The 13,438-nt window shown below is 54.6% G+C and carries 11 protein-coding genes; 1 reads left to right on the forward strand and 10 read right to left on the reverse strand.

What is annotated here, in order from left to right:
- Window positions 1–3: 3 nt before the first annotated feature.
- From ACE6ED_RS12215 to ACE6ED_RS12225, 3 genes are all read right to left on the reverse strand, one after another.
- Window positions 4–1,191, reverse strand: a complete 1,188-nt coding sequence (locus ACE6ED_RS12215) for a hypothetical protein (protein WP_410827422.1) — start codon at window positions 1,189–1,191, stop codon at window positions 4–6.
- Between the two features lie 295 nt (window positions 1,192–1,486).
- Window positions 1,487–2,008 carry a sigma-70 family RNA polymerase sigma factor gene (locus tag ACE6ED_RS12220; RefSeq protein WP_410827424.1) on the reverse strand — a complete coding sequence of 174 codons (522 nt, stop codon included), beginning with the start codon at window positions 2,006–2,008 and terminating at the stop codon, window positions 1,487–1,489.
- A 683-nt stretch (window positions 2,009–2,691) separates the two neighbouring features.
- Entirely contained in the window at window positions 2,692–3,423 is a 732-nt protein-coding gene (locus ACE6ED_RS12225; protein ID WP_410827426.1) for a ZIP family metal transporter, read from the reverse strand.
- Window positions 3,424–4,631: 1,208 nt separating this feature from the next.
- Between ACE6ED_RS12225 and ACE6ED_RS12230 the strand changes: the two genes are divergently transcribed.
- Entirely contained in the window at window positions 4,632–4,973 is a 342-nt protein-coding gene (locus ACE6ED_RS12230; protein ID WP_410827428.1) for a hypothetical protein, read from the forward strand.
- A 177-nt stretch (window positions 4,974–5,150) separates the two neighbouring features.
- Here ACE6ED_RS12230 and murB read toward each other — a convergent pair whose 3' ends face one another.
- The 7 genes from murB to ACE6ED_RS12265 all read right to left on the reverse strand — a co-directional run bounded on the left by murB (window position 5,151) and on the right by ACE6ED_RS12265 (window position 13,357).
- Entirely contained in the window at window positions 5,151–6,077 is a 927-nt protein-coding gene (gene murB / locus ACE6ED_RS12235; RefSeq protein ID WP_410827429.1) for a UDP-N-acetylmuramate dehydrogenase, read from the reverse strand.
- 178 nt (window positions 6,078–6,255) lie between these two features.
- A complete protein-coding gene (locus ACE6ED_RS12240) occupies window positions 6,256–7,065 on the reverse strand; it encodes a (2Fe-2S)-binding protein (RefSeq protein ID WP_410827431.1) in 810 nt (269 codons plus the stop codon).
- A gap of 92 nt (window positions 7,066–7,157) precedes the next feature.
- The gene (locus ACE6ED_RS12245; protein WP_410827433.1) at window positions 7,158–7,964 is read right to left on the reverse strand and encodes an ABC transporter ATP-binding protein; all 807 of its coding nucleotides are present in this window, start codon (window positions 7,962–7,964) and stop codon (window positions 7,158–7,160) included.
- 35 nt (window positions 7,965–7,999) lie between these two features.
- Window positions 8,000–9,034, reverse strand: coding sequence for a FecCD family ABC transporter permease (locus tag ACE6ED_RS12250; RefSeq protein ID WP_410827435.1), 1,035 nt, complete (start codon window positions 9,032–9,034; stop codon window positions 8,000–8,002).
- Window positions 9,031–10,089 (reverse strand): FecCD family ABC transporter permease, encoded by a 1,059-nt coding sequence (locus tag ACE6ED_RS12255; protein ID WP_410827436.1) that lies wholly within the window; start codon window positions 10,087–10,089, stop codon window positions 9,031–9,033. The genes ACE6ED_RS12250 and ACE6ED_RS12255 overlap by 4 nt, the downstream gene beginning before the upstream one ends.
- Before the next feature lie 150 nt (window positions 10,090–10,239).
- Complete coding sequence (locus tag ACE6ED_RS12260) at window positions 10,240–11,292, reverse strand: iron-hydroxamate ABC transporter substrate-binding protein (RefSeq protein WP_410827438.1); 1,053 nt, start codon at window positions 11,290–11,292, stop codon at window positions 10,240–10,242.
- Between the two features lie 247 nt (window positions 11,293–11,539).
- Window positions 11,540–13,357, reverse strand: a complete 1,818-nt coding sequence (locus tag ACE6ED_RS12265; protein WP_410827440.1) for an APC family permease — start codon at window positions 13,355–13,357, stop codon at window positions 11,540–11,542.
- Window positions 13,358–13,438: the final 81 nt, after the last annotated feature.

Below are 13,438 nucleotides of genomic sequence, written 5' to 3' on the forward strand. Positions count from 1 at the left end.
GAACTACATCAACTCCCGAATTTGGTTGAGGAATGCTTCCTCCGATGCATAGTTTCCGCCGTAGGCTTCGAACAGCTGGCCGTCTTTGACCCAATTGGCTGTAAAATAATACCCTCCGGAATCCATCGGGAACGACCCCAACAGCATCAACGTCCCATCTACAGTGATTTGGCGTGTATCTTCATTAGCGAACAGCGGCATCGGAATCTCCCCGGACAGCACCCGGCTCTTCTGCAAACTTTCTTTGAATTCTCCTGGCAGCAGCGGGAAGTCGATGACAGCATCCACGGCCTCCTCTAAGCTCGCTGACGAGTCGACAAGCACATTGGGAGTGCCGGACTGGCTTAAAGTAAGCCAAAACTTCTGCTCATTATCGACAGGCAGTGAGTAATGTATGGTTTCAGGGATATGCATCGTAATTTTTACACCATCAACCGACTCAGGCAGCAGCTTGTCGGCGCCCAGCCGTTTCATCATTTTGTTGATTTCAGTTACGTTCAGCTTCATGGACACATCCCGTGACGGAGAGACGTCCCATTTCCTGTTTAGCGAGGACAGCCGCTCAGGTACACGATAACCCAGCTTCTCGTTGATCTCCTTCGCGTTCAACGTTCCATACGCAGTACCGTCGCTCGTGCTGAACTCCCCATACCGGTTAAGCGTTTCGTTTACCGTGCCGCCCTCGGAGATGGTGTTGAATACCCGTGTGAGATCTTCTTCCTGAACAACAGCCGGCTCTTCCATCCGGAATTGGTTCAAAATCGCGGCCATTGCCGTATTGCCGACCGGCGTTGCCAGCACCGCGCCAAACAGCGCTACTGCGGCAGCCGCTCCGGCCCATTTTGCTTTCCGGCTGCGGCGCGGGCGCCGGCGGACCTGCCCAGCGGCTGGAGCCGTTCCGTCCCGACCGTTGGCTCCAGTCCGGGCCGTAGCCAGCTCTGCAGCAGTACTAACAGGTGCAGCCCCTTGTGCCAGGGAGTACAGATCGGACTGCATTTCGGACTGCGCTAAAAGCTGCGCTTCCGGCTTCGCTTCGGTCAATGCATTATACTGCGCTTGGGAGCCAGCTGCAGTACCCCAGCGTTCCCACGCAGGGTTAACGGGTTCATTGGCCAGACTAGCCTGGAGTTTCGCCCAAGCTTCGTCCGTCTTTTGGGATTGGAGCTCCAGCTCTTTATCGTTTTTCGTCATTTTGACGCTCCTCCTAATCGATCATGATTCATCCAAACGGTGACCGTTCCTTTCGGTCGATTCTCGTTTGGTCATTTTTCGTTAGATCACTCTTCGTTTGATCACTTTTCGTTTGATCACTTTTCGCTTGATCACTTTTCGTTTCGTTTGATCACTTTTCACTTGATCAATGTTCGCCTAATCAATCTCCGTTTGGTCAACTCGCATTTGGCCAACTTTCATTTGGTCAAAGTTCATTGATCTACTTTCGTTTGGCCAATCCATACTCTACCGTTACCGCCCAGCCGGATCGGTCTTAATCGGTTTGAGGGCGGCTCTTGGCCGCGTGAGCCTGCAGTTTGCGTGTCGCCCGGTGGAGCAGTGTCCCAACGACAGGCGGATTGACGCCGATCTCGCCGGCGATTTCCGAATAACTGTAGCCCGAGTAACGGAGGATTAGCGCCTGCCGGTCCCGTTCCGGCAGCTCCTCCAGCCACTCTTTTACATCTTCGGTATCCAGCTTCTTCATCACCGTCTCCTCGCTCGATGGCGGCGAGGGCCGCTCTGAATCGTAGAAAAGCTCCTGTTTATCTTGAAGACGGCGCTCACGCACTTTTTTGTCCAAATAATCATAAGCGATCCGGGTCAGCACCCGGTGCAGCCAGGCACCAACCGCTCCAGGCTCATCTGGCGGATTTCGGTACAGCCGGAGAAACACCTCCTGTGCCAAATCTTCGGCGGCCGCCTCATCCCGTACCAGGCGAATCAGTTTTCTCCGGACTGTCGGATAATGCTCATAAAATACAGCGCGAAATTGTTCGGATTCCGGTAATCCCATTTCAATAGCTCCTTTCTGCTGCAGCTAATAGAAAGACGAAGCCTTTTCCGGTTTTGTATCAGCGCTTCGTAAATTTTGTTTGGTAGAGTTAGACTGAACGAATAGAGGACAGAATAAGCGGCCCCGACACTGCGGCGAATTTGGGTCTTGGGCCCGCTGTTATTTTCGGGGTTCAACGGTGCTTAATATAGACTGAACAAATGTCATACAGGTAGGGCGGGGCTGTCACTGCGGCAATTTGGGACTTCCGGTTGCTGTTATTTTCGGAGTTCTTGAATGGAAGTCCCGGATAGCGGTAGAACTCCGAAAATAAAGGCAATCGCGTTCGCTCCTACATCTCCAAATTGCCTCCGTGCCATCCCCGCCATCCTGTATATCAGCTGTTCAGTTTGTAAAGAACGTAGAATTCCGAAGATAAGGCTTACGCTGCTGCACTGCAGCTTCAAATACCTTCGTGACATCCCCACATTCCTGTGTTTGTACGGTTCAGCGTGTGTTTGATCGTTAAACTCCAAACATCCAGGCAAACTCTCCGCTCGTATAGCTGCAAATTGCCTCGGCGCCTGGTATCGCTTTAACTATATCATGTGCATTCCAAAAAACCGCAGCCCATCCGGACTGCGGTTCTCAATAAATCTGTATTTGGACATAGGCAGAAAACCATTTTATATAAGAAGCCTGGCTTACATGTTGTCCAGGATCAGCGACACTAAAAGACCAGCCGCCGCGGCCAGACCCGTAAGCGGCCCCCCATCCTCATACGCTTCGGGCATCATGCTGGAGGCAACCATCGCGATAATGCCGCCTCCGGCAAACGAGGCGATCATGCCCATCACCTCATCGGAAGCCCGGTGCATGAAGGCGTAGCCGAACATCGAAGCCAGCACCGACATCGCAACGACAGCCAGCCACAGCCATAAGATTTTCGCCCGGGAGTAGCCGTCCTGCCGCAGTCCAATGGTACTCGACAGCCCTTCCGGAATGTTGCTGAGAAAAATGGCGATGACCAGCAAAAAACTGACGCCTTCCCCTGTCAGCAGGCTGGATCCAATCATGATGGACTCCGGGATGGCGTCCATCAGCGTACCTGCAAAAATGGCCAGCCCCGTGCCTGCATGCTCTCCCCGTGCAATCCCGGACCGTTTGCGGCTGGCGCCGCCTTTTTTGGATATGTAAGCATCAAAAAGAGTAAAAACGATAGCTCCCGCCGCGAACCCGATTATCGTCGGCGCCATTCCTTTTTCCTCAGCCGTATCACTCAGCAATTCATAGGCTGCGGCTCCGATTAACACGCCTGTACCAAAGGCCATGACAAAGCCGATTACGCGTTTCGGAATCCGCAGCCACATTGCAAGCACGGCTCCGATCAAGACGGCCGAGCCGGATACGCCGCCCCACAGCGCCGCTGTCCACATTGCTTTTTCCTCCCCTATAGTAAGTAACTCAACTTTCGCAGCTGGAAAAATGGCATAGACCCTTGAGTGAGTAAGAAAAATTCAATAGGTTTCCTTGTATTTACAAAAAACACCTTACTTGTTAGGGATCATCGTAGTACGCTCCCCCATGCCAACAAGAAAGGTGCGTAACTCTGTGTTACAACAACATTCCCTGCCTGAACACAGTCTCGATTTTCCAAACTTTGAAAGCGTTTTGAAGCAGCTATGCCTTGTCCTCCCCTATGGCTTTTTTACCGGACTCAGGAGAGCCTATTTGCTGATTATTCAGCGTTTTGGCCAAGAGACGGACTCAGATTCCCTTATTTATGCAGATAGTCCATCGCTTGGACGTTTCCGGTGCAAATAACGGATCTGGAGTCCGCAAGGCAACCCAAAAGCACAGGAATTTCAGAAATAACGTCCTCTGGGTCCGGAAAGACCTCCGTATAGCGGGTAAACCGCTGCGGGTGTGTCACAGGAAAGGATTTGTTCCAGTTCGTTCAACGACAACAGCGGCAGTCCAAGACATGGTTAATCAAGTCTTGGTTCGCGCTGCTTTTATTAACTCAACTTTTACAGCCTGAGATCGATAGATGCACCTTGAGATGACTGGGCAAACCAGCCCAGTGTAGGGTGGAGCTTAGCTGATTTTCGCTCTGCAAAAGTTGAGTAAGTAAACCTTCTCATATTTGGCTCTCGTTACCCGGGTCAAGTGACCTGGCTTTTGTGGTCTGGCTCTATTCATCTAACTATTGTGTTCTGGCTTAGTGACTATGCTTGGTGTCTTGGCTTGGTGTCTTGGCTTGGTGTCTTGGCTTGGTGATCTGGATCTAGTGATCTGGATCTAATGACCTGGCCTGGTGATCTGGATCTGGTGATCTGGCTTAGTGACCTGGCTCAGGTGGCCGGGATCGTTCCGATTATCGTTCACGAATAGTTTACACACAGGGGTTGGAGGATAAACACATTGCAGTGAAAGGATGCGTTGTTACGTTGTGGAGGATGGACAAAGCAGCTGCACATGGGACATGCAGAGAGCTCGTAATTACGGCAGCGCCGGGCTTTTCATGATCGTTAATATACTTAATGATTAACCCAACTAATCAAATTACCGGACCGCATGGATTCATTTCTGGGGATTGGGGTAAATTAACTGTTAGAATTCGCTGTAAAGGACGGGATGCGCAGTGGAACAGCAGACACAGCAAGTTTTAGAGTGGCTGAAAGGCCAGGAAGGCCAGACCCTTGTCATCGAAAAAAACGAACTGGACGACCGGGATGTCGTATATTTTGAGCTGAATGGCGTTGATGTCCGTGAGGAAGGCGGCAGTATAGACGATTACCTGGAGCCTGCACTGATTCTTCAAGGCCACGGAAGCACAGAAAATGCGGACGGTGATTTGGTGCAGCTGCCAGGGGAAACCTATGAAATCGTAACAGCCGGTTTATCGGTCAGCCGTTCGCAGGATTCAGGCGTAGAACTGCAGACAGACCGCGCCCGTTATTCGTTAAGCCTGTCAGAACAATAATTTTAGCCGAAGAGATGAACTCGGACGGTTTGCAGCGAGGAATCCAGAATAACCTTTGTTTTTAAAAAAAATAACCGGATCGGACAAGAAGTTCCTCTTGCCTGATCCGGTTATTTTGCTGCCGCCGTTCACTGATACAGAGAAAGGGTAAAAAAACTTGCCGTTACAGACGATCGCTCACTCGGAAGGAGACGGTTCCTCCCCGATGATCTCGACTTCCGTCTCCAGCTCCACGCCGAACTTCTGCTTCACCGTCTCCCGCACGTGGGAGATCAGACGGATGTAGTCGCCCGCGCTCGCATCGTTTGCGTTCACGATGAAGCCGGCATGCTTGCGGGAGACTTCCGCACCGCCAATCCGCGTTCCCTGCAGGCCGCTGTCCTGAATCAGCTTGCCGGCAAAATGCCCCGGCGGCCGCTTAAACACGCTGCCGCAGGACGGATACTCAAGCGGCTGTTTCGATTCACGAAGCTCGGTCAGCCGCTCCATTTCGCTGCGGATCGCCTCTTCTTCGCCGGGCTTCAGCGCGAACCGGGCTTCCAGCACGATATAGTGCCCTTTGGAAAATACGCTTTTGCGGTATCCCCATTCCAGCTGATCGTGTTCCAGCGTCACCAGCTTGCCGTGTTCGTCCACCGCCAACGCGCTTGCGAGAACATCCTTCACCTCGCCGCCGTAGGCTCCCGCGTTCATATACAGTGCGCCGCCTACCGTCCCCGGTATGCCGCAGGCAAACTCCAGTCCCGTTAATCCCAGCTGCAGGGCATAACGGGACGCGCCAATAATGGTTGCGCCGCACTGCGCATACAAGAGGCCATCCCGGTACTCCATCCCGTCGAGGCCGGAGGTCTGCAGCACAATCCCACGGACGCCGCCGTCGCGGATGATAACATTGGAGCCGTTCCCGAGAACCGTAACGGGAATTCCGCGCTCTCGGGCATATTCCACAATCCGCAACACTTCCTCGTATGATGCGGGAGCTGCAAGAATATCCGCCGCGCCTCCCATCCGGGTAAACACATGCCCCTTCAATGATTCGTTGCCGCTGATTGTTCCTTTATCCATCAACTTCCGTAGTTCATCCAATGTTTTGCCAATCTCCATTACTCCTGCTCCTTTACCAATCTATCCGAACCGCTGAATGCAGCAATGTATAATGTTCTGGTCTGTCCTTATGTAACATTGCCCGGCAACTCCGGGCATTCCCCACTGTAACAACGAACAGGCTCCCTTGTCAATGACGGGAGCCTGGGAATGATATTTTATATGAGAGCTGTATACGTTATCTGCTGCAGGCATTCTCCCGAAAAGCGGCCCGTCTGGACGTCCGCTCCTCTTCCTTCAGACGCGGGCAAGTATAACAATAACTTCCGCCTTCAGTCAGATAAAACATGCAGCAGCGGGTCCGCATCGGGATAAACCGGCTCGGGTCCGCCAAGTCCTCGATCAAACGAATCGGCTCGTTAAAAGGGTTGCCTGCACGTCCAAACGTTTCCCCGCCGATTCGCTCCTTCAGCACCCGGTAGTCCCCCTGAAGCCGGGCGGCCTGCTCTGGCAGAAGCCCTTCGGACCGGGTGTGCTCCATCACCATGTACAGCCGTGCCGGCAGCTGTCCCCAAATCTGGTGCTCCGCCAAGCCGGATACAGCGGAGATCGCCCGAAACAGCGGCAGCACGGTTTCGTTATAGAAGCAGTTCAACCGGCCGATGACCCAAGCCTCTTCCCCTTCCGAACCGGCAGAGACCGGACAATCGGCGCCGGACCACCGGTTCAGCGAAAAAGCCATCCGGCAGTACCCGCCGCTCAGCAGCAGATGGATCGATACATTATCGAGCCCAAAGTCCGGAGCGGTGCGGTGCAGGGAGAGAGACAGCTGCAGCGCCGAACCAAGTGCGGAAAACCAGCCGCCGAAATAAGCTCCCGTTACCTTGCGGTCCTGTGCTTTAATCAGCGGCCCAAAGGCCTCAACAAACGATTTCATTCCCTCCGGCTCCGTCAGGCTTGCCGCTGAAAAGCTGTGGCCTGTATTCGGCGGGGCCTCCGGATGGATATCGAATTTGTCCGCAAGCATTGCACTCAGTTCCTGGTTCATAGCTGTTCTCCTCCTGCGATTCTACCGCGATGCAAAATATTTTCTGCCCTAACGCTTAATGAAAAAAGAAATCAATCCGATAGTCGTTCCGGCTACATCCCCGAAGCCGCATAGGCCGACAGCTGATAAGGCAGACACAGCGGCACGCCTGTGCGCGGATCGGCCACGATGTCAGCTTCAATGCCGAACACTTCGCGCAGCACTTCCTGATTCATAACCTCGGCAGGTGTGCCTTCGCTGACCACACGGCCCGACTTGATCGCCACCATATGCTGCGCATACCGGGAAGCGTGGTTCAAATCGTGGACGACCATGACGATGGTCCGGCCTTCTTCATCGTTCAGCTTCTGCAGCAGCTGGAGCACTTCCAGCTGGTGGGCCATATCCAGGTACGTGGTCGGCTCATCGAGGAACAAAATGTCGGTCTGCTGGGCAAGCGCCATGGCAATCCAGGCCCGCTGCCGTTGTCCGCCTGAAAGACGGTCGATCGGACGGTCTTTGAACGCTTCCATGCCCGTTACGGCGATCGCCGATGCAATGATTTCACGGTCTTCCGGAGTCAGCGACCCAAAACCCTTTTGGTGCGGATAACGCCCGTAGCCGACAAGCTCGGACACGGTCAAGCCGTCTGGAGCGGTCGGATTCTGCGGAAGAATTGCCAGCTGTTTGGCCACTTCTTTGGTTGACAGACGGTGGATCGATTTCCCGTCCAGCATGACACTGCCGCTTTTTGGCTTCATAATACGCGCCATTGTTTTCAAAATAGTCGATTTGCCCGATCCGTTTGATCCGACAAGTGCGGTGATTTTTCCATTAGGTACCGTCAAGCTTAAATCTTTAACGATCGTCGCTTCGGCATATCCGATATTCAACAGCTCCGTGTTCAGGCGTTCGGCCATACAGGATCCACTCCTTTAGCATCTATAAATAATGATTAAGATCTTGCTTTTGCAAGCAGGTATAAAAAATAGGGAGCGCCAATCACGGCGACCACTACGCCGGTAGGCAGTTCCGCTGGCTGGAGGATCAGCCGGGCCAGCATATCCGCAGTGAGCAGCAGCAGCCCTCCGGTCAGTGCGGAAGCGGGCAGCAGCGCTTGGTGCCTTGGGCCGACAAGCCGCCGGGCCAGATGGGGCGCGATGAGTCCCACAAATCCAATCCCGCCGCTAACAGCGACGCAGGAGCCGGCCAATGCGACCGCAGCGATCAGCAGCAGCAGCCGTTCTTTTTCAACCGCAACCCCAAGCCCGGCAGCCGTCTGCTCCCCCATATTCAGCGTGTTAAGCGTTCTCGATTTATACATAAAAAAAGGAATCAGCACTACAACCCAGGGCAGCAGCGCCAGCACAAACGACCAGTCTCCGCCCCAAATTTTGCCGGCGATCCATATTGCCACGAACTGGTACCGTTCCGGGTTCAGCCGCAGTGCAATCACAAGCTGCACGGAATTGATGCCTGCTGTTACGGCTATTCCGATCAGCACGAGCCGTGTAGGCGACAGACCGTCCGATTTGCGGTAAGCCAGTCCGTATACGATCAGGGTTGCCGCGGCCGCACCTGCCAGAGCCAGAAGCGGAAGCACATAGACCGGAGCCGCAACCGCCGCCGGGAAAAAGGACAGACACAGCACGACCGCAAACCCCGCCCCAGCAGTAATCCCTAGCGTTGCCGGTTCGGCCAGCGCGTTACGCGACAAGCTCTGCAGAATGCAGCCGGATACGGCGAACCCCGCCCCCACAAGCAGCGAGATCACGATACGCGGTAGCCGGAAATCAAATAAAATCATCCGCTGCTGATCGGTGCCTTGTCCCGCCAGCGTATGCCAGACCTCCGCCGGAGTCAGGCGCATGACGCCTGTATTCATGCTGAGCACAAATACCGCCGCAATCAGCAGGCCTAACACGGTTAACACCGTCACATTCCGCTTGCGGCGCAGGCGTTCGCCTTCATATAAGAGACGGGGATTCATGACCGGTTCCCCCTTTCCCTGCGGGCAAGCACCACGAAAAACGGCACACCGATTACGGCGATCAGCGCGCCAAGCGGCGTCTCATAAGGCGGATTCACCATCCGCGATCCAATGTCGGCGAACAGCATCATCAGGCCGCCGAGCACCGCGGAGCAGGGAATAATCCACCGGTAATCGACGCCAACCAGATACCGGGCGATATGGGGCACCATCAGCCCGACAAAGGCAACCGGGCCCACAGCCGATACCGCTGCGCCTGCCAGCATAAGCACAATGAACATCCCGATGATCTGAATCAGCCCCGTCCGCTGGCCGAGACCCGAGGCGACCTCCGATCCCAGGCTGAGCACGGTGATTTGGCGTGAAATCATAACGGACAAAACAAGTCCTCCCAGCAGCCAGGGGAGGATCGCATACAGCTGCGTCCAGGTCACTCCCGCTACGCCTCCGGCATACCAGAAGGCGAGATCTTGGGATAAGTTAAAATAAATGGCCACTCCCTGGCTTAACGCCAGCAGCATGGAGCCGACCGCTGCACCCGCAAGCGTAAGGCGAATCGGCGTAAGTCCGCCTCCCGAGGCGGCTCCGATGCCGAATACAAGCAGCGCGCTGGCCGCCGCACCCAGGAATGAAAACAGCATTGTAGCCGTGAACGGAAGCTGCGGCCAAAACGCAAACACTAGCGCCAGCCCCAGCCCCGCTCCGGCATTGAGTCCGAGCAGGCCGGAATCGGCCAGCGGGTTGCGTGTCATCCCCTGCATCAGCGCGCCGGAAACAGCAAATCCGGCGCCTACCAGGGCTGCGGTCAGACCACGCGGCATCCGCAGCTCCCGGATCACCTGATGCTGCTGCAGATCAGGCTGGAAATGAAACACGGCGTCCCAGACGGTCGCCAGCCGAATATCGGCGGCTCCTACCGTAATGGAGAGACCGATGCCCAGCAGGAGCACCAGCGAACCTATACTTAAGATCAGGAGTGCGGCACCCGGGCTTGAACGGAGTGGAGGGTTCGAATTCGTCTTTTTGTCAGGTCTTGAACGGCTGGTGGGTACCATGGAACTTCTCCTTACACGAACGATAATAACTATCATTCTCATTATCTCAAAATCCATGGCGCAGCACAAACGATTTTTCCCGTCCCCGCCTTATAACACCATGCGGGCCGCGGCATCCAATCGGCAACCGGGCCCGCACATGTCCGCTCTTTATTTCACCAAAATCTTCAGCACAGCATCAATGGTCATTGCGTTTGCGGTCGCACCGCTGTACAGCCAGCTGCCTTTTGATTCCATCTCATATACATGACCGGCTTTGACTGCCGGAATACCCTTCCAGATTGGGCTGTTCAGAATCTCCGCGTTGCCTGCTTTATCGCTGTTCACAAGGAAAATATGATCCGCGGTCAGCTCGGCCAGCTTCTCCAGCGAAACCGGGTTCCAGGACGCTTTGGTTTCCGCAGGAATCTCCGTTACAAGGTTCGGCGGCGTCATCCCCAGATCGCCGTACAGCACCGCTCCGCTGGACTGGGTTTCGTCAACGATAAAAAAGTTTTTTTTCACAAGCCACAGCACTGCCGCGGATTCCTGCCCAACTGCTCCGGACAGCTTTTCCTTGGCTTCAGCCGCTTTTTGATCATAGTCCTTGATTGCCTGCTCGGCTTTCTCCTTCATATTCAGCAGGTCGCCTATTGTAAGCAGCGTCTTCCGCCAGTCTTTGGTTGTTTCGTCGCCAATCACGTAAGTTGGCGCAATTTTGTTCAGCTGATCGTAATGGCCGTTTTGGACCGTTCCTTCCGACCCTACGATGATGAAGTCAGGCTGATGGCTGAGTACCGATTCTGTCGGCAGATCATAGCCCACCGTCGGCACATCCTTCAGATGTTCTCCCAGGTAATCCTGAATCCCGTTCGCCACCGACCACTGCGCAACCGGCGTGACGCCAAGCGTAACGAGGTGATCCTCCAGATAGGAAGCCAAAATACGCTTCGGGCTGGCAGGCACCGTCACCTCATGCCCCATGGCATCTGTCACGGTTTTTTCCGCCGGCTGCTGTGCGGCAGGCGATGCCGCTGCGGCAGCGCTGGCCGCTGGAGATGCGGCTGCCGTTGCCGCCGGTGAAGCTTCTCCGGCTCCGGCCCCGGCCCCATTGCCCGCCGGCTCATCCGCATTGCCGCAAGCGGACAGCAGCAGCGACAGGGTCAGCAGGCCTGCGGCCCCCCACTTCACACTTGTTGTTTTTCTTTTATCTAACCCCAACATATTGTTCCCTCCTGTAATCACTGCGTGACGGCTGATTTTCGCCGCTCTTGTCCCTATAAATGATATTGATTCTCATTATCTATGTCAATCTTATTTTCGTCTTTTTTCTCGCCCACTCCACAGGCAGCCCCCCAAGGCAGCAACCCAGCCCAGATGCAATTTCGCCGTCCAACGCAAAAACCGCCCGTCCCCGATTGGCTATCGGGGGCGGGCGGTGAACCGCTGCATACAAGCGGCGGGTTACACGCTATTTATTTAAGTGATACGGCACGGTGGCGATCACCACATCTTTTTGGTTCATTAAATAAGAACGGATCAGCAGGCTGGACTGATTGTGCAGCAGCGCCTGCCACCAATGTTTTGTTACAAACTGCGGAATCAGGATCGTTATATGATCCGTCGCTGCGGTCTTCCACTCAATGGTATCAATGAACTTGATCAGCGGCCGGATAATACTCCGGTAACGCGAGCGCAGGACGATTAAGCGTACACCCGGGTCCCACTCCGCCCATTTTTGTTCCATTTTGCGGATCTCTTCTTCATCAAAACCGACGTACACCGCAACAACATTGTCGGTCAGCGAGCGGGCGTAGCTGAGCGAGTTCAACACGGCCCGGGTCACACCTGATACCGGAACAACCATCGTGCTTCCTTTTATAACCGGTTTCTCGTCGCAAGCCTGGATTCTTAACTCATCCGCGATGTTCTGGTAATGCCGGTGAATCCGGTAGAAGATAAACATGACGAACGGCAGGAAGACAAATGCCATCCAGATATGGTCGAACTTTGTAATAATAAAGATCATGGTGATTGTTGCCGTGGTCAGCATCCCCACCGTGTTCACCGCAAACTTGGTGCGCCAGCCTGCCGGCTTCTGCCGTGCCCAACGGATCATCATGCCCAGCTGAGACAAAGTGAAGGGGATAAAAACACCAACCGCATACAGCGGGATGAGACTTTCCGTATTTCCGTGAAATGCCGCGACCAGAATGGCCGACAGCACGCCGAGAAAAATAATACCGTTCGAGAATCCGAGCCGGTCGCCGCGGACCATAAAGGCGTGCGGCATATATTTGTCCTTGGCCAGCATAAACGACAGCAGCGGAAACGCCGAGTATGCCGTATTGGCCGCTAAGAACAGGATAACGGCCGTAATGGCCTGAATGGCAAAATAGATGGCCCCCCTGCCAAATGTCGCTTCGGCGATTTGGGAGACGACGGTTGCCTGTTCGTTAGGCGTAATACCGAAGCCGTAAGCAAGAATCGTGATGCCGGTAAACATGAAGCCGAGAATCAGCCCCATCCAGGCCAGCGTTTTAGCCGCGTTTTTTTCGGCCGGCGCTTTAAAGTTCGGAATGGCGTTCGATACGGCTTCTACACCGGTGAGGGCTGAGCAGCCGGAGCTAAAGGCCTTCAGCAGCAGAAACAAGCTGACGTTCGATACCGCGGTTCCGAATTCCGGGACATGCTCGGCGCCGCCGCCTGCCGCATATTTTATTAGGCCGGTTACGATCAGCACTACAATCGCGGCTACAAACAGATAGACCGGAATGGCAATAAACGATGCCGATTCGGTTACGCCGCGCAGGTTCAACAAGGTCAATATGATAATGACGGAAACCGCAATCAGAACACGGTGATCATGCAGCTGCGGAAAAGCCGAAGTAATCGCGTCCGTCCCCGCCGACGAGCTGACCGCCACCGTAAGAATATAGTCCACCAGCAGCGATCCGCCAGCCAGCAGCCCTGTGGAGGTGCCCAGGTTGTCTTTGGCGACAATGTAGGCGCCGCCGCCCATAGGATAGGCATAAATCGTCTGCCGGTAAGACAAAATCAGGATCGCAAGCAGGGCGAGTACCGCCAGCGCGATCGGCAGCGAATACCAGATGGCGGTGAAGCCGGCAGCCATCAGCACGATAAGAATTTGCTCCGTCCCGTACGCGACCGAGGAGAGCGCGTCGGAAGACAGCACCGCCAGCGCCTTAACCTTCGTCAGTTTCTCGTGATCGAGTTCGGTCGACTTCATTGGCCGTCCGATTAAAAATCGTTTTACTTTGCTAACCATGTTCCAGCACGGTTCCTTTCCGTCAGTGGGTTTGTTTTTGTAAGTACCATGCGCTGTTTTCAAGGACTGGTTTCACAAAGG

Source organism: Paenibacillus nanchangensis (assembly GCF_046543445.1).
Lineage (GTDB): Bacteria > Bacillota > Bacilli > Paenibacillales > Paenibacillaceae > Paenibacillus_AQ > Paenibacillus_AQ nanchangensis.

Bases quoted from the DNA above. Each gene is read 5' to 3' on its own strand.
- ACE6ED_RS12215 (WP_410827422.1), bottom strand. From the start codon at position 1,191: ATGACGAAAAACGATAAAGAGCTGGAGCTCCAATCCCAAAAGACGGAC.
- ACE6ED_RS12220 (WP_410827424.1), bottom strand. From the start codon at position 2,008: ATGGGATTACCGGAATCCGAACAATTTCGCGCTGTATTTTATGAGCAT.
- ACE6ED_RS12225 (WP_410827426.1), bottom strand. From the start codon at position 3,423: ATGTGGACAGCGGCGCTGTGGGGCGGCGTATCCGGCTCGGCCGTCTTG.
- murB (WP_410827429.1), bottom strand. From the start codon at position 6,077: ATGGAGATTGGCAAAACATTGGATGAACTACGGAAGTTGATGGATAAA.
- ACE6ED_RS12240 (WP_410827431.1), bottom strand. From the start codon at position 7,065: ATGAACCAGGAACTGAGTGCAATGCTTGCGGACAAATTCGATATCCAT.
- ACE6ED_RS12245 (WP_410827433.1), bottom strand. From the start codon at position 7,964: ATGGCCGAACGCCTGAACACGGAGCTGTTGAATATCGGATATGCCGAA.
- ACE6ED_RS12250 (WP_410827435.1), bottom strand. From the start codon at position 9,034: ATGAATCCCCGTCTCTTATATGAAGGCGAACGCCTGCGCCGCAAGCGG.
- ACE6ED_RS12255 (WP_410827436.1), bottom strand. From the start codon at position 10,089: ATGGTACCCACCAGCCGTTCAAGACCTGACAAAAAGACGAATTCGAAC.
- ACE6ED_RS12260 (WP_410827438.1), bottom strand. From the start codon at position 11,292: ATGTTGGGGTTAGATAAAAGAAAAACAACAAGTGTGAAGTGGGGGGCC.
- ACE6ED_RS12265 (WP_410827440.1), bottom strand. From the start codon at position 13,357: ATGGTTAGCAAAGTAAAACGATTTTTAATCGGACGGCCAATGAAGTCG.